General features: G+C 37.2%; 18 protein-coding genes. 13 read left to right on the forward strand and 5 right to left on the reverse strand.

Annotation, left to right across the window (positions count from 1 at the left end; all coding sequences use genetic code 11):
- The first annotated feature begins 1 nt into the window (after position 1).
- A complete protein-coding gene (gene hutI, locus ACGLXV_RS07225; RefSeq protein ID WP_391558084.1) occupies positions 2-1,249 on the forward strand; it encodes an imidazolonepropionase in 1,248 nt (415 codons plus the stop codon).
- Positions 1,246-2,184, forward strand: coding sequence for a formimidoylglutamase (hutG, locus tag ACGLXV_RS07230; protein WP_391558085.1), 939 nt, complete (start codon positions 1,246-1,248; stop codon positions 2,182-2,184). The genes hutI and hutG overlap by 4 nt, the downstream gene beginning before the upstream one ends.
- A 60-nt stretch (positions 2,185-2,244) precedes the next feature.
- Here the strand turns inward: hutG and ACGLXV_RS07235 are convergent, their stop codons facing one another.
- Complete coding sequence (locus ACGLXV_RS07235; protein WP_391558086.1) at positions 2,245-3,243, reverse strand: LLM class flavin-dependent oxidoreductase; 999 nt, start codon at positions 3,241-3,243, stop codon at positions 2,245-2,247.
- A 133-nt stretch (positions 3,244-3,376) separates the two neighbouring features.
- Here ACGLXV_RS07235 and ACGLXV_RS07240 point away from each other — a divergent pair, with 133 nt between their 5' ends.
- Together ACGLXV_RS07240 and ACGLXV_RS07245 are read left to right on the forward strand one after the other, a co-directional pair.
- The gene (locus tag ACGLXV_RS07240) at positions 3,377-4,375 is read left to right on the forward strand and encodes a glycosyltransferase (RefSeq protein ID WP_391558087.1); all 999 of its coding nucleotides are present in this window, start codon (positions 3,377-3,379) and stop codon (positions 4,373-4,375) included.
- Between the two features lie 85 nt (positions 4,376-4,460).
- Positions 4,461-4,634 carry an asparagine synthase gene (locus ACGLXV_RS07245; protein ID WP_119708622.1) on the forward strand — a complete coding sequence of 58 codons (174 nt, stop codon included), beginning with the start codon at positions 4,461-4,463 and terminating at the stop codon, positions 4,632-4,634.
- 103 nt (positions 4,635-4,737) lie between these two features.
- Here the strand turns inward: ACGLXV_RS07245 and ACGLXV_RS07250 are convergent, their stop codons facing one another.
- Positions 4,738-4,911 (reverse strand): SE1832 family protein, encoded by a 174-nt coding sequence (locus ACGLXV_RS07250; protein WP_391558088.1) that lies wholly within the window; start codon positions 4,909-4,911, stop codon positions 4,738-4,740.
- Between the two features lie 84 nt (positions 4,912-4,995).
- On the opposite strand from ACGLXV_RS07250, the gene ACGLXV_RS07255 reads away from it, so the two are divergent.
- Positions 4,996-5,181 carry a hypothetical protein gene (locus ACGLXV_RS07255; RefSeq protein WP_119708621.1) on the forward strand — a complete coding sequence of 62 codons (186 nt, stop codon included), beginning with the start codon at positions 4,996-4,998 and terminating at the stop codon, positions 5,179-5,181.
- A 32-nt stretch (positions 5,182-5,213) separates the two neighbouring features.
- Here ACGLXV_RS07255 and ACGLXV_RS07260 read toward each other — a convergent pair whose 3' ends face one another.
- Positions 5,214-5,399, reverse strand: a complete 186-nt coding sequence (locus tag ACGLXV_RS07260; RefSeq protein ID WP_119708620.1) for a hypothetical protein — start codon at positions 5,397-5,399, stop codon at positions 5,214-5,216.
- Between the two features lie 128 nt (positions 5,400-5,527).
- On the opposite strand from ACGLXV_RS07260, the gene ACGLXV_RS07265 reads away from it, so the two are divergent.
- Positions 5,528-6,787, forward strand: coding sequence for an erythromycin esterase family protein (locus ACGLXV_RS07265; RefSeq protein ID WP_391558089.1), 1,260 nt, complete (start codon positions 5,528-5,530; stop codon positions 6,785-6,787).
- A gap of 41 nt (positions 6,788-6,828) precedes the next feature.
- Here ACGLXV_RS07265 and ACGLXV_RS07270 read toward each other — a convergent pair whose 3' ends face one another.
- A complete protein-coding gene (locus tag ACGLXV_RS07270; protein WP_119708618.1) occupies positions 6,829-7,074 on the reverse strand; it encodes a YkuS family protein in 246 nt (81 codons plus the stop codon).
- Between the two features lie 263 nt (positions 7,075-7,337).
- On the opposite strand from ACGLXV_RS07270, the gene ACGLXV_RS07275 reads away from it, so the two are divergent.
- From ACGLXV_RS07275 to ACGLXV_RS07305, 7 genes are all read left to right on the forward strand, one after another.
- Positions 7,338-7,463, forward strand: coding sequence for a hypothetical protein (locus ACGLXV_RS07275; protein WP_391558090.1), 126 nt, complete (start codon positions 7,338-7,340; stop codon positions 7,461-7,463).
- A gap of 187 nt (positions 7,464-7,650) precedes the next feature.
- Positions 7,651-8,487, forward strand: coding sequence for a rhamnulose-1-phosphate aldolase (rhaD, locus tag ACGLXV_RS07280; RefSeq protein ID WP_391558091.1), 837 nt, complete (start codon positions 7,651-7,653; stop codon positions 8,485-8,487).
- A gap of 168 nt (positions 8,488-8,655) precedes the next feature.
- Entirely contained in the window at positions 8,656-9,999 is a 1,344-nt protein-coding gene (locus tag ACGLXV_RS07285) for a diguanylate cyclase (protein WP_391558092.1), read from the forward strand.
- A 532-nt stretch (positions 10,000-10,531) separates the two neighbouring features.
- Positions 10,532-11,578, forward strand: a complete 1,047-nt coding sequence (locus ACGLXV_RS07290; RefSeq protein ID WP_391558093.1) for a TRAP transporter substrate-binding protein — start codon at positions 10,532-10,534, stop codon at positions 11,576-11,578.
- A 103-nt stretch (positions 11,579-11,681) separates the two neighbouring features.
- Positions 11,682-12,173: a TRAP transporter small permease gene (locus tag ACGLXV_RS07295; RefSeq protein WP_391558094.1), complete on the forward strand. Its 492-nt coding sequence runs from the start codon at positions 11,682-11,684 to the stop codon at positions 12,171-12,173.
- A 51-nt stretch (positions 12,174-12,224) separates the two neighbouring features.
- Complete coding sequence (locus ACGLXV_RS07300; protein ID WP_119708613.1) at positions 12,225-13,502, forward strand: TRAP transporter large permease; 1,278 nt, start codon at positions 12,225-12,227, stop codon at positions 13,500-13,502.
- A 115-nt stretch (positions 13,503-13,617) separates the two neighbouring features.
- Positions 13,618-14,625: a LacI family DNA-binding transcriptional regulator gene (locus ACGLXV_RS07305; protein WP_391558095.1), complete on the forward strand. Its 1,008-nt coding sequence runs from the start codon at positions 13,618-13,620 to the stop codon at positions 14,623-14,625.
- 42 nt (positions 14,626-14,667) lie between these two features.
- Here the strand turns inward: ACGLXV_RS07305 and ACGLXV_RS07310 are convergent, their stop codons facing one another.
- Positions 14,668-16,029, reverse strand: coding sequence for a hypothetical protein (locus tag ACGLXV_RS07310; RefSeq protein ID WP_391558096.1), 1,362 nt, complete (start codon positions 16,027-16,029; stop codon positions 14,668-14,670).
- Positions 16,030-16,079: the final 50 nt, after the last annotated feature.

Raw genomic sequence — 16,079 nt, forward strand, 5'->3', positions numbered from 1 at the left:
GATGCACGATTTGCTTTTATTTAATATCGGTCAGCTGCTTCTGCCTGCATCCTCATCTCGTCCATTAAAGGGCGAGGAAATGAAGCATCTACATGTAATTGAAAATGCAGCGCTTGCGGTAAAAGAGGGAAGGGTTGCCTGGATAGGTCGATCGGAAGAAGGAGAGAAGCTAGAAGCTTTGTCTTATCTAGACGTCCAGGGGAAAGTGATATCTCCTGGTTTAGTAGATCCGCATACCCATTTCGTATTTGCAGGATCACGTGAACATGAATTGGCGCTAAAACAGGCGGGCGTTCCTTATCTAGACATACTAGCCTCTGGAGGTGGAATTCTATCAACCGTACAATCTACTAAAAACAGTACAGAAGAAGAATTGCTTGCAAAGTCTTCTTTTCATCTAGAGCGAATGATTTCTTATGGAGTAACAACGGTGGAAGGAAAAAGTGGTTATGGTCTCGATCGCGAAACGGAGCTAAAGCAGCTACGGGTCATGAAGAAGCTTCAGGAAAAGTATCCAATACAAATTGTATCTACATTCCTTGGTCCTCATGCAGTTCCGTCAGAATATAAGGGGGAAAGTGATCTATTTTTAGATGAGATGATTTCTTTGTTAAAGGAAATAAAAGAGCAGTCACTCGCTGAGTATGTAGATATTTTTTGTGAAACAGGTGTTTTCGCTGTCGAGCAGTCTAAGCGGTTTTTAGAAGAAGGGAAGAAGCTCGGTTTCGGAATGAAAATCCATGCAGATGAAATTGCTTCACTTGGTGGCACAGAGTTAGCGGTAACATTAGGAGCAACGAGTGCCGACCATTTAGTGGCAGCTTCTGAAGATGGAATTAAGCAGCTGGGCAATAGTAATACGGTAGCTGTGTTATTACCAGGCACTACGTTTTATCTGGGGAAAGAGCATTACGCAAAGGCGAGAAAAATGATCGACGGTGGGGCAGCTGTGGCATTGGCAACCGACTTTAATCCAGGAAGCTGTGTAACGGAGAATCTACAAATGATTATGTCTTTAGCGGCATTAAAACTCAAAATGTCAGCAGAGGAGATTTGGAACGCCGTAACGATAAACGCAGCCTTTGCTATTGGGAAAGAGGATGTGGCTGGGACGCTGACAATTGGTGCACAGGCCGATTTTGTTATATGGGATATTCCCAATTATCATTATCTTCCGTACCATTTTGGAGTGAATCATGCAAACTCCGTGTTTGTAGCAGGGGAAATGATTCGGAGGAATGAGTCATGAGCTTTGAGTACGTATCGTTAGGGAAGGAAGCTGTCTTTCGAGATCGACATGTGACAAAGGTTTCCGAAACCATATTGCCATTTAGTAAAGGGGAAAAAGGAGAGATTGGTATCATCGGCCTCCCACTCTCAAAAACATCTATTTCTCTTTCACAGGCAGCCGAGGCACCGCAAAAAATTCGCTCTCATTTTAAAAGCTTCACCACCTATTCTGCTGAAGCAGAAAAGGACTTTCATGACATGAAAATTCTAGACTTTGGTGATTGCCTGACTCATCCAACTGATTTAATTGAGTCGATCGAGCGATTATATAAAAGTGTGTCAGATATGCTTGAGGTGAATTCGTGTGAACGTTATGTGATCTTAGGCGGTGACCATGGAGTGAGTTTTCCCTCGATTCGTGCCTTTTCTGAAAAGCTTGGCCGAATAGGAGTCATTCAATGGGATGCTCATCATGATGTACGAAACTTTGAAGATGGCGGGAAAACAAATGGTACTCCCTTTCGAAGCTTAATTGAGGGTGGATATCTCAAGGGAGATCACCTTGTTCAAATTGGAATAAGAGATTTTTCCAATGCAAAGGTTTATCATGAATATACTAGAGAAAAAGGGATCCATGTTTACACAATGGCTGATATAGAAAAAATAGGATTGGCTTCTATTCTAATAACTGAATTGACACGTTTAGAGAAAGAAGTAGATTATCTATACTTGTCTGTTGATATGGATGTTGTGGACCAAGCCTTTGCACCTGGCTGCCCAGCAATCGGTCCCGGGGGTCTTACGAGTAGAGAGTTACTATCTTCTATTGAAATAGCTTCTGCTCATCAGAAGGTAAAGGCTATGGATATTGTTGAAGTTGATCCATCTAAGGATATTCGTGATATGACAACAAGACTTGCTGCCTATACGGTACTGAAGTTTATGTATTTGTAAGGTTTTAAAAGTAATTAAATAGTAGAAAGGAGTAGCTTTTTGAATAGCTACTCCTTTCTATTATTTTCTTAAAGCATCTGCGACAATCTCGTATGACTTCAGTCTTGCTTCATGATCGAAAATTTGCGTATGAATCATTAATTCGTCTGCTTGTGTGTCATTTAAAAAGTCCTCGAGTTTTGCTTTTACCGTGTCACGGTCCCCGACAATTGGTTCACCAAACTGCTGCAGGAGAGTTGCCTTTTCATACGGACTCCAAATCTCATCCATGTTTTCAACAGGTGGTGGAAGCTGACCAGGGTTACCTCTAATTAGATTAAGAAATTGTTGTTGCATACTTGTCGCTAGTTTCTTTGCTTCTTCACCAGTATCTGCAGCAACGACATTTGCCGCAACCATAGCGTATGGTTTGTCTAACACTTCAGATGGACGGAAATGTTGGCGGTATAATTGCAAAGCAGGTAAAGTGTATAAAGGTGAAAAATGGCTAGCAAAGGCGAAAGGCAGCCCTAATTGTCCGGCAAGTTGCGCACTAAAACCGCTTGAACCAAGTAGCCAAATAGGAACGGTTTGACCTTCACCAGGAAATGCACGAACCCTTTTATCATCACTAGGTATGAAGTAGGATTGTAATTCCTCTAGTTGCTCAGGAAAATCGTTTCCATCACTTCTTCGGTCTCTTCTTAGTGCATGGGCCGTTATTTGGTCGGTTCCAGGAGCACGGCCAAGTCCTAAATCAATTCGGCCAGGAAACAAAGCTTCAAGTGTGCCAAACTGTTCTGCAATAATAAGGGGAGCATGGTTAGGTAACATGATTCCACCTGAACCAACACGGATCGTTGACGTATGGCCAGCCACATGAGAGATAACGACAGAGGTGGCTGCACTTGCGATCCCCGGCATATTGTGATGCTCGGCTAGCCAATAGCGATGGTAACCTAATGATTCGACATGTTGAGCTAAAGTTGCAGAATTTCGCAACGCTTGTGAAGCAGATCCTCCTTGTACAATGGGAACTAAATCCAATACAGAAAGAGGAATGTTTTTATTTTCAATCATACCTATCATCTTCTTTCGTTTTCCTAAATAATGAACAGTTGTATTTTAGCAAGTAATTGCTGGTTATCAAAATAATTTGCTTCATAAATATGATAAAATCATTTTATTGAATTAAGTATTGGGGTTGAAATATATGACAAAAGTCGGATTAGTTATGAGAAAGATACAGTTTAGTGAGGCACAAGGTCCTCGAATATTTGCTGAACGTTTAAAAGCAATCTCAAGTGAGCTCGGAATAGAAATTGTATTCATTTCTCCTGAAAGAAATGTAAGTGGATATGATTGGCTTCCAGGCTATGAACATGAAAAAGGAGACCTTGTCAATTATGATATCGTCTTAGACCAAATCTATTCCCAAAATATAGACCATGTGATTTATACGGTCTCCGGTTTTACCTTTTTAAATATGTTTTTAAAGAATAGTGTTTTATTTCCACATAGCTTCCCAGATCCAGCATTAACAGGATATGAAATGATGAAGCCATTTTACTCTATTGTGGACAAGGCTATTGTTCAAACAGAATTTTTAAAAGGGGAAATGGCGAGAAATTTTGGTGTTCACGATGTGACTGTAATACCGATTGGCTTTAATGAGGAGATTGCAAACAAGTATTACGACCCTTCTCAAGTAGTAAACAATCGTCTCCTTTGGATTGGAAGAGATGAAGAAAACAGGCGTCCAGATCTAGTGATTGAATATGCGAAACAAAATCCTCAAACGGAAGTGTTCATGGTTTTTGGAGGCGAGCGTTACAGGGAAAGTATGAAAAAATATGACATTCCTTCAAACGTGAAACTACAATTTGCACTTTCACAAGATGAGGTCTTTACTTTGATGAATTCTTCAAAAGTCTATTGGAGCAGCTCAAAGTTTGACACATTTGCCATGCCGTTAACCGAGGCACTAGCTATGGGCAAGATTGTTGTAAAGCCTGAACATCCTTGCTACAACCATATTAGTGCACCACATTCTTTTGCTGGTAATGAGAAAAATTGGTTTGAGCTAGTAAATATGGCATTAAGTTCTCCTATTCAAACTTCAAGCGTTAATCGAGACTATGCGTTTAGTGCCTTCTCAAGTACTGTCATGAAAAAAGGATATGAGAAATTTTTCGAGGGTTGGATCAAATAAAGAAGCTAGCATAACAACCCATCCTAAGAGCACAATAAGGAGGGGGTTACATCACCCAATAACGATGTGTGGAGGGATTTGAGCGATGAATATACGCGAAGGTTTAATTCCAACTGCATTAGGTTCTGCTGTGACTGCCACTGGGTATGCACTGAAACAAAAACGTGGAGCGAACAAAATGGTTGCAAATACGGTTTTTGGTTTCGGCTTAGCACATGTCGTTTTAGGGGTCATTGACCTAGTCCAACACCGTCGTTAAAAGAAACGGGCAGCGAATGCTGCTCGTTTTTCATTTAATGGTTAACAGTAATTATATTATGTAAACTAAAAACAAAGTGGCTTCAAAATTAAGCCACTTTTTCTTATTTCTCCATTGAATGATAATAAGCTAATTCCTTCTCAATTTCCTGCAGCTTTCCTTCTAGTTTTTCAACAGATTGATTAAATGATTCAAGCTTTTCAATATCGTTTTGAATTTGTACATATTCTACTTTTAATTCTGAAATCTTTTGTTCAATTTCTTGATTTGTCATCATTTCACACCACTTTCTATTTTTCATGCATAGTTTTAGTGTAGCGCAGAAACCTAAAATGTACAAAAAAGTAAGGAGGTATGAAAAATGAGTGACTGGAATGAACAAGCAGCACCAAACAATAATCTTTCTCCTAAAACCATTCGTACATCAAAGCTGGTTGGACAGAAGAGTTCAAACACCCATGAATTTTCGGAAGAGCTAGCAGATGGTGGGGAGAGAGACGATCTAATTAACAAGCAATTAAAAAGCCATCAGCCAGGTATGGGCTGATCTCTTCGTAAAGCACCCTATTTGGGTGCTTTTTATAAGTTTTCATTTTGCTGTTTAATTTCATCTCCCGTAATGATTTGGTTTGCCACCTCTTGATCTTTGTGTTCATCAACTGAATCACCTGGAATATTTTTCAAATTAGGAAAATCTCCTCCATTTTGGATGGTCACTTGATTTTGCCTGGCTGCATTGGTTAAGTATTCGTTATTTTTTTTCATCCATAACAACTCCTTTTTCATAGGCTTTGATAATTTTCTATTGTTTATGCGAGAGTTGTTCTGAAGGAATTTCCATGCTTTGTTCATCCTCTGTATGGAAAATATAAAGCTATGATAGGAGGGTACATATGCGTATTAATGACAAAAGAATTAAGGATATAAAAAATCATTCTGTTCGTTTTGACACCTATGATGATTTATCAGAAATAGTTGAGGTAGCTGGAGAAGCAGACTTTGTTTTATTAGGGGAGGCTACCCACGGTACAAGTGAATTTTATAAAATTCGAGCTGAAATCACAAAGAAATTAATAGAAGAAAAGGGCTTTTCCTTTGTTGCTGTCGAGGGAGATTGGCCATCTTGTTTTACGGTCAATGAGTATGTTAAGGGCTATCGTGGTGGAGCAGCAAAAGATGCCTTTACTCATTTTGACCGATGGCCGACATGGATGTGGGCCAATGAAGAAGTTTTGGATTTTATCACTTGGTTAAAGCAACATAACGAAAGGACTCATTCCCAAGTTGGTTTTTATGGAATTGATGTGTACAGTCTATGGGAGTCGATGGATGAAATCATTTACCAGCTAGAGAAAGTGTCACCCTCTCTAGTGGAACCTGCGAAAAAAGCTTTCGAATGCTTTGAACCATTTAACCGTAAAGCAGAAGACTATGCGGTGTCTGCTGCTTTTTATGGTGAAGGTTGTACAGAGGAAGTATTAAATGTTTTAGTAACGCTGCAACAAAATAAGCACAAATATGATGGAAATAACGAGCAAGGCTTAAATATCGACATAAACAGTTTGGTGATGTTAAATGCAGAGCGATATTATCGGGCCATGGCTAAAAGGGGACCAGATGACTGGAATATACGAGATGGCCATATGGTAACTGCCCTAGAAAAAATCATAGCATCCCATCAAAAAAAGGCGAAATGTGTGGTGTGGGAACACAATACCCATTTAGGAGATGCTCGTGCAACAGACATGGCGGAGGAAGGGTTAGTAAATGTTGGCCAATTGTTACGAGAGAAGTACGGAAATAGTGTGTATGCGGTCGGGTTTGGTACTCATCGTGGAACCGTTATTGCGGCCCGCGAGTGGGGTGGTAAGGTTGAGGAGCTTCCTGTACCAAATGCTAGGAAGGGAAGTTGGGAGTACATTCTCCATGAAGCGGGACCTTATAATAAATACTTTTTGTTTGATGATCAAAACAGAGAATTGTTTAATGATGTCATTGGACATCGTGCGATCGGTGTAGTATACAATCCAGAAGTAGAGCATTTAGGAAATTATGTTCCAACTAGAGTTTCAGACCGCTACGATTGTTTTATTCATGTAGATGAAACAAATGCTTTATCACCATTATTTACAAAACAACCTGTTAAAATATAAAATCGGTTGGGTTCCCCCAACCGATTTCTATTATTTACGGCTTATCTTCCCATTCTTTGTTCAACCTGACGACATACCTCATCAGCAGAAAGACCGTTTGCTTCGATTACAGGCCCTTGAATGCTAGCATCAGACATCCCCATAACGTTTGAGTCAATCCCAGTAACTACACAGCATTCACAGCCTTGTACATCAGATTCTTGCTTAAGTTCAACTACATCGTATCCCTTTTCACGAAGCGCACTAGTGATATTCGATAATGATTCTTCAACTCCAACTCTTGGCATATGTACCACCTCCTCCAACTCTAAGTTTCCCAATTTATTACTGTTTAATTCCATCTTTTGTGTGATCAACATTGTGACCTAATGAAACCATTTAATTACATAACCACATATATAATGATCGATTGGTTGGTTATGCTGATACCTTACTAGCTGTTCATGCTGGTCCAAATTCCTATCAGGCAGAATAAAAATCAAATTAATAAGATTTTTGGGTAATCACATAATAAAACGGTCATGTTATATCATAATCTGGAGGGGAAATCATGAGCAAAACAGAAGAATTGAAACAGGAATTGCAGGTCTTGACTGGTCGGCGTGAACGCATGCAGAAAAACCTTTATGAAGTGGAAAAACGTATTAATGAGATTGTTAAGGAATTGAAAAAATAAAATACTAAACGGAGTGGGAGAGTCCCTGATGATTGTTTTTGTATGGGTTTTTGACAGAATTATGAACAAAACAAAAATAAACAAATATATTTTGTTTTGTTTTGTTGATTTATCTTTTGTTTGAGTATATTATAATGGTATAAACAAACAAAAACAAAAAACAAAAACCGGGAATCAGGTGAGTATAATGAATAAAGATATTTTACAATCCAAATTTGTTAATGAAATGAAAGATGCGACAGCTAATTTATACCGTCTAGGATGGGACGAAAGAAATGGTGGAAACATTAGTTATTTGTTAACAATGGAAGAAGTATATCCTTACTTAGATGGAAATATAGAAGTCCGTACAATACCGATGAATTTTGACGCCTCTTCTCTTGCTGGAAGATATTTGATCGTAACTGGTTCAGGCAAATATTTTAAAAATGTAACAAATGACCCTGCCGTTAACCTCGGATTAATTCGAATTTCTGAGGATGGTAGACATTACGACATTCTTTGGGGCTTTGAAGATGGAGGAGTAGCAACGAGCGAATTACCAACCCATTTAATGAACCATATGAAACGCTTGACGGTAGACCCAAATCACCGTGTCATCATGCATTGTCATGCTACTCATTTGTTAGCAATGACTTTTACACACAGTCTCGACGAGATAGACTTTACAAAAACTCTTTGGGAAATGTGTACAGAATGTATTGTTGTTTTCCCAGATGGTGTGTCTATTATCCCTTGGATGGTACCTGGAACAGATGCGATTGGTGAAGAGACAGCTGTGAAAATGGAAAATGCAAGACTTGTACTATGGCCACACCACGGAGTATTTGGAGCAGGTACGACAATAGACGAGACGTTCGGATTAATCGAAACCGCTGAAAAAGCAGCTGAAGTTTACACAATCGTTTGTTCACAAGGCGGTAAGAAACAAACAATATCTGACGAACAACTACAAACTTTAGCTGATGCATTTAAGGTGATTCCGAGAGAAGGGATATTGGAGCTAACAAATGTAAGCAAATAGTTGAAAAATCTAAGAACCATTTGTAAGGTTTAAACCTAGCGAATGGTTCTTTATTTCATCTCACCAAAAAGAAATTTTTTCCTATACTTTTTATAGGACTTTTATACTAAAATGGATATATAATTGGAAAAATACTAATGATTGTTTATAAGAGAAGGGTGAAATGAAATGAGTAACACGAATCCATTCTCGTTATTTGATGCGAAGGCAGTTCTAACGGAGGACCTACTTACTTTATCGGAAAATGAAAAACAACTGCGTTTTTTAATTGACATGATACAAGAGTTTATCGTAGTTAAGGACGGATTTGGCCGGTGGATAGTAACAAACCTACAAGTTTTAGAAGCATATGAGCTAGAGGAAATCGACTATCGAGGAAAAACAGACTTGGAGTTAGCTGAATTAAAACCAAAATTTAGAGAGTCTTTTGAATATAACACAAGTACTGATGAGCAGGCTTGGATTAAAGGCTCAGCTTTAAAAATTGAGAAAACGATAATGGGTCAAGTATGGGAAGTCATCAAAACTCCTTTCTTTGAAGAATCTGGAGAACGTCATCATTTAGTTATTGTCAGTAGAAACATAACCGAGCGGAAAAAAGCAGAGACTCAACTTCAGGAAAGTGAGCGGACATACCGTTTGATTACTGAGAATATGAAGGATATTATTATTACGGTCAATGAAGAAGGAAACGTTTTATACTTATCTCCTTCTTTTGAGCATATCCTTGGTTACTTAGCTGAGGAATTTATTGGTAAACCCTTGTTTCCCATTATGCATCCTGATGATGCGCGGAGAATTAATCAAATGATTGAAGATATGGTAGATAGAAGTATCCTTAAAAATAAAATTGAAGGTCGATTACAAAGAGCCGATGGAGATTATATATGGTACGAATCCATTTGTTCGTGTGTTTATAAGGAAAATGGAGAATTTGATCATATTATTATAGCAGCTCGAGATATTACTGATCGAAAAAACAATGAGTCATATCTAGAAAAGCTTGCTTACCAAGATGCACTTACAGGTGTTTATAATAGACGCTTTCTAATGGAAAAACTACCGAATATTCTATTAGACTCTGAAATAAGTGGAACAAAGGTTGGGTTAATTTACTTTGATATCGACTCATTCAAACATGTAAATGATTCGATGGGGCATGAGATAGGGGATCAATTACTTATTCAATTCGTGAAACGGGTTCAATCAAATTTTCGCTTCACGGATCCAATTATACGAAATGGAGGAGATGAGTTTATCGCCATAGTCCCGAATCTACCAAGTGACCATTATATTGTTCCTATCGCTTATATGTTATGCGATTCATTAAGGAAACCTTGGAGGCTAAATGGCAAGGCAGTGGAAGTAACCTCATCGTTGGGAGTGGCTGTTTTCCCGAAGGACGGAAATACTGTACAAAGCATTTTATCAAATGCGGATAAAGCTCTTTATAAGGCAAAATTGAAAGGAAAGAGCCGGGTAGAGATATATAAAAAAGAGATGGGAAAATAAAGGCTTTTACCTAGCCTTTATTTTTTTGTTTGATTTAATAAAAAAATTAGATCGATATAATAATAACAATGTGATTCGAAGTGTGATTAATGAATAAAAATATGTGTTGGTATCCTAAAAAAAGTAGAAAAATGGGCGATAATGCTTTGTTTTAATAAGAATTAGCACCGTTTGAATTTACAAACAATTAAGAATCTTTTTAAAAAATAGTTGTTTTACTCAATTTATCTGTTATATACTATAAACACAGAGAAATTATGGATATAAATTAGATCGATTTAATTCTTTCCAATTATATCCCAAAAGTTAGATAAAGTAGATATGAGAGGAGGAGATCCAGCTACCGTTAAATTAATTAAATCGATCTCATAAATGAAAGCGTATTCTGAATAGCTAAATTTTCATAGTTTTTCACACGATCAAAGAGGGGTCAGAGGTAAGTTATTGTAAATTTTTGAAAGCGTTATCTTTTTGTGGGTCAAGATATGTAAATGTTTAGTTTCTAACACTATCAATTAGGAGTGAATGAGAAATGAAAAGAGTTTTATCATTATTATTCGTCTTATGTTTAATGATTCTAGGTGCGTGTTCACAACAATCTACAAATAATGAGAATAATGAGGAACCAAAGGATTCCGATGTTAAGACCAGTGAAAAATTAATGAAATTAGCAGTCGTTACATCAGAAGATCGATCGCTTACAAAAGGGTTAGTGAAGTTTGGAGAATTAGTAGAAAGTAAAACAAATGGATCCATAAAAGTAGAGGTATATCCAAACGGTCAACTAGGTGGGGATCGTGAAGTATTTGAATCGTTACAATTTGGATCAATTCAAGGAACAACAATGTCAACAGGACCAATTGCTCAGTTTGTTCCTAAGTTTAACGTATTTGACTTACCGTTCTTATTTCCGAATTCTGAAGTAGCTTATGGAGTTTTAGATGGAAAGATCGGAACTGATTTATTAGCAGAGTTGGAGAGTCAGAATGTAATTGGATTAAACTATTGGGAGAATGGTTTTAGACATTTAACAAATGGTGTAAAGGAAGTAAAAACGCCAGATGATGTAAAAGGATTGAAGATTAGAACTCTTGAAAATGATCTTCATATGGATATTTGGTCTGAATTAGGTGCTAACCCAACTCCTATGGCGTTCACAGAATTATTTGCAGGATTACAGCAAGGGGTAGTTGATGGTCAAGAAAATCCAGTAGGAAATGTTACAGCAAATAAATTTTATGAAGTACAAAAATACTTATCGAAGACTGGCCATGTATATAATGCAAGTCCATTCTTAATTAGTAAAGATTTCTGGAATACACTAAGCGATGAGGAAAAAAAGGCAGTACAAGAAGCAGCTGATGAAGCTAGAGACTATCAAAGAGAGTTAAACCAAAAAGAGGATGAAGATGGATATAAATTCCTAACTGAAAATGGTATGACGGTTACTGATATTACAGACGAAGAAAAGGAAGCGTTCCTAGAAAAGGTTAAACCAGTTTATGAAAAGTATTCTGTAAGTATTGGTGAGGAATTTGTAGATGAATTATTAGCAGAAATAAATAACTTGAAAAAATAAGCTACAGCGAGCTTAAGGGGCAAATCCCCTTAAGCTTTCATCATATCTTCCGTAATTCCTAAATAGATGAAGTATTCTACCTTTAGAAAGAGGTGAATGGAATTTGAAATTATTACATTGGCTTGACGAGCATTTTGAAGAGTTATTTATAGGCGTTTTTTCTTTTGTAATGGTATTTGTTATTTCTGTGCAGGTATTTATGAGATATGTTCTGCAGGATTCATTACCTTGGTCAGAGGAGTTAGCTAGGTACTGCTTTATTTGGCTAGTGTACTTAGGTATTAGCTATGGAGTGAAAAAACAAAAACATATGAGTGTGGATGTGCTTTATTTAGCCGTAAAAGGGAAATCACAAGCGGCCTTGAGGATAGCAGGGAATTTATTATTTTTGGCATTTGCTCTTTTTGGAATGATTTATGGATACCAAATTACAATGAAGCTCCTTACATGGGGGCAGTTGTCACCTGCTCTTAGTTTGCCAATTGGTTTCGTTTACTTAGCAGGGCCAATTGGAATGGGATTAACATCGATTCGTTTGATTCAGCAAATTGTCCAACAGGTAAAAATTCTTTTTGGGAAAGAAGTTCCACAGTAATAACTGCTCTGTTGTTATTTTTAAAATGTAAATGAAACGGAGGGGAAAACGATGACAGCACTTGTCTTATTTGGCAGTCTTGCTCTTTTTTTAATACTTACGGTGCCGATTGGAATTTCAATAGGATTATCAACATTAGTGACCATTTTATACACTGGTTCTATGCCGTTAGAATACTTAGCACAGGGTTTAATTACTTCAATTGATTCATTCCCTCTATTGGCTGTTCCCTTTTTTATTCTAGCTGGGGAGATTATGGGGAAGGGTGGACTATCTGATAGACTATTTAAAGTTGCTAATACGATTGTTGGAGACAAAACAGGTGGTATTGCTATTGCAGCAATAATTACTTGTATGTTTTTTGCAGCCATTTCTGGGTCAGGACCTGCAACTGTTGCTGCTGTTGGAGGGATCATGATTCCCGCAATGATCAAACAAGGCTACGATAAGAAATTTGCAACAGCAGTTGTCTGTGCGGCGGGTTCAATAGGCGTAATAATTCCTCCAAGTATTCCGATGGTTATGTACGGCGTAGTTGGTAGTCAATCAATCGGAAAGTTGTTTATCTCTGGAATCTTACCAGGGATATTAGTCGGTGTCGCCTTAATGATTTGGACTTATATTTATTCCCGAAAACAAGGGTACAAAGGTATTGGAAAAAGTACTTTTAGAGAATTCTTGAAAGCTACTTGGGATGCAAAATGGGCACTCTTAGTCCCAATCATTATCCTAGGTGGAATTTATGGTGGGGTTTTCACTCCAACTGAAGCAGCTGGAGTTGCCGTTGTATACGGATTTATCGCTGGTGTATTCTTATATCGCGAGCTTAAAATTAGGGATTTACCTCGAATGCTGATCGATAGTGGTATTACTACAGCAACGATTATGCTCATTGTTGGAACAGCAACTGCATTCGGTCGAATACTTACGGTCGAACAAATTCCGAGTCAAATAACCGAGGGATTACTCTCTATTTCTAGTAACCCGATTATTATTCTTTTGTTAATCAATATCTTACTTTTAATAGTAGGATGTTTTATGGATACGGTTGCAGCTATTATTATTTTAACTCCACTCTTATTGCCTGTAGCAATGAATATTGGAGTAGACCCTATTCACTTTGGTTTAATAATGGTTGTTAATTTAGCTATAGGATTTATCACACCTCCACTGGGAGTTAATTTATTTGTGGGATCTGGTGTTTCGGGGATTTCAATAGAAGCACTAGCAAAAGCGGTTATGCCCTTCTTTGTTGCAATGGTTATAACACTGCTTATTTTAACTTATATACCACAAGTATCTTTATTTTTAGTTGAGTTTATGGAATAACAAAGTTGACACTAATACTTATATACTACATAGTAATAGTATATTAATTGATTAGCTGTAGTATTTAAATTACAGAATAGAAACTAAATTATTTTTGGTGAGCTGGTGATTAAAGATGACGCATAAAAAAAGAGTAACTCTGCAAGATGTAGCAAATCATGCTGGTGTTTCCCGAGCGACTGCATCATTAATTGTTCGTGGCAGTTCTAAAATTGCAGAAAAGACAAAACAGAAGGTATTGAATTCAATGCATGAGCTAGGCTACGTGTATGACAGAGTTGCTGCCAATATGCGTTCACAGTCTTCTTCGACAGTTGGATTAATTATTACCGACATCGCGAATCCATTCTACGCAGAACTACTAAGAGGTGTTCATCATTCATTAGAAGAAGCAGGTTATACTGTATTCCTAGGTACTACTTTTGATTCAGATATGAAACAGGAACAGCTTATATCTAGAATGCTCGAACATCGAGTTGGTGGGATCATTTTATGTCCTGTTTCAGAAAGCTCAAAAAATAGTATTGAACGGGTAAAGTCGATCGACATCCCACTTGTTTTAGCGGTGAGGGAAATTGAAAACGTTTCCTGTGATTATGTAGGAATTGACTATGAAGTGGGAGCTCAAATGGCTGTAAACCACCTAATTCATAGAGGCCATAGAAGAATTGCTTTTCTTGGCGGAACTTCCCATTCAACTGCTTGGAAGGAAAGACGGAATGGGTATTGTAGTGCGTTAAAACAAGCGGGTTTAGATATCGATGAGACACTTATTGTAGAAAGTCCTGTTACTAGAGAAGGCGGAATGGGAGCCATTCGTAAAGTGTTATTCCAGGCGAATCCACCTACGGCTGCCTTCTGTTTTAATGACTTAGTCGCACATGGTGTCATGCTTGGATTAAATGATGCGGGATTAAAACCAGGGCAAGATCTCGCTGTTGTTGGTTTCGATAATAATAATGAGGCACCATTATATAATCCTCCATTAACAACCGTTTCTTCATATGCTAGACTTATAGGCTCACAGGCGGCAATTCTGCTTCATCAAAGAATTGTCAATCAAGATCGTGAAAACCAACGGATTATCTTGCAGCCTGAATTGGTAGTAAGAAAATCTTCATAATTGATTGTTGTAACATGAAAGGGAGCCTAGAGGCTCCCTATTTTAAATGATAAAGCTAAGTTGATAGGCGATAAGTATACATATAATCATAAAAGAAATGGCGAATAAAATATTCCATCTTCCCATTCGATAAGAATTTAGTTTTAACTGATCAGCTAAGAGTGATACGGATAAGTTAAAAGGACTATACATGACGGATGCTAGGCTACAAGTGATTAGTACAACGGCCAATGAGACCGATGAAATGCTCGGTAAAAGTGGATGTAATAAAGTTGCTATAAGGGTAAGAGACACCAATGGATGAAAACCAATAAGAGATAATACAAGAAAATATCCACCAATTACTAAATAAAACAATAACCTATGATCTGAAGTTTCTATAAATATTGTTTGTAAAAAAAAGATTAACTTAGATTTAGAAATCATTCCTACCAAGAACCCAGCACTTAAAAACATAAAATAATAATTGGAAAGTTCTTTTGTTCTTTCTATCCATTGTGGAACGGCAACTTTACTATACCTTTTCCCTATACCAATGAAGGATGCCCATAGAAAGGAAATGGGAATGATCACTAATACCATAGAAAAAAGAAAGCCCTTATCAAGGAACCGTTGAACTACCGTAACAACTAATACAAGGACCAGGAGCAATAGGATTAATTCAATAATTTTTTTATACGTTTTTACTAGATTTATCTGGTCTTTATATTCGACTTCTATTACCGTCCGTGAATGTTTAAAATGAGACAGAAGCCAATCGACCAAAATAAACAATAGGACGATTAAAATAATTATTGGAAAAAATTTAAAATAATCGGTATTAGTAATGTCTAGAGATGTCACAACCATAACTTCAAGTGGATTCCATATAAGACAAAGCGCATATGAACGTAAAAGGTTTTGTGTATAAAATTTTTCTTGGCTTTTTTTTGGAATTTGCTGAAGAGTTTTTTTTAAGGAGTTTCTTAGTATTGGAATGGTAGCAATATTTAAAAATAGTCCTAAAAGATGGCAAACAAGAAAACTCCTTCTGTATAGTTTACTTACGTTCTTAATTCCTTGCTGAAGTAATAAATTCAGATTTTTATCGTATTTACCCACTCGAATAAGAGTATTTATAAAGGGGAGAACCAAAAAAAGGGAGAGCATTCCTAGCATTGACTCAAAATGCAAAAATAGATGATACCAGGGAAGATCATCTTTTAAGATGTTGATGAAATATAAACAAACCCCTATAGACAGAAATACCAATCCAGAATACCGATAAATTCCTGATGCATGAAAAAAAGCGACGATTAATCCAATGATAGCTACCATACCAGTAATAAAAGGGAGCACAGGGCTAGATGTGAAGTTGGATGCAATATACAAAATGATAAGAAGTACATATACATAGAATCGCATAGGATTAGGTAACTCCTTTATTATTAGAACGATCTACTACTTACTAAATA

Origin of the sequence: Robertmurraya sp., from assembly GCF_036676585.1 — a bacterium.
In the GTDB taxonomy this organism is placed as follows: Bacteria; Bacillota; Bacilli; order Bacillales; family Cytobacillaceae; genus Robertmurraya_A.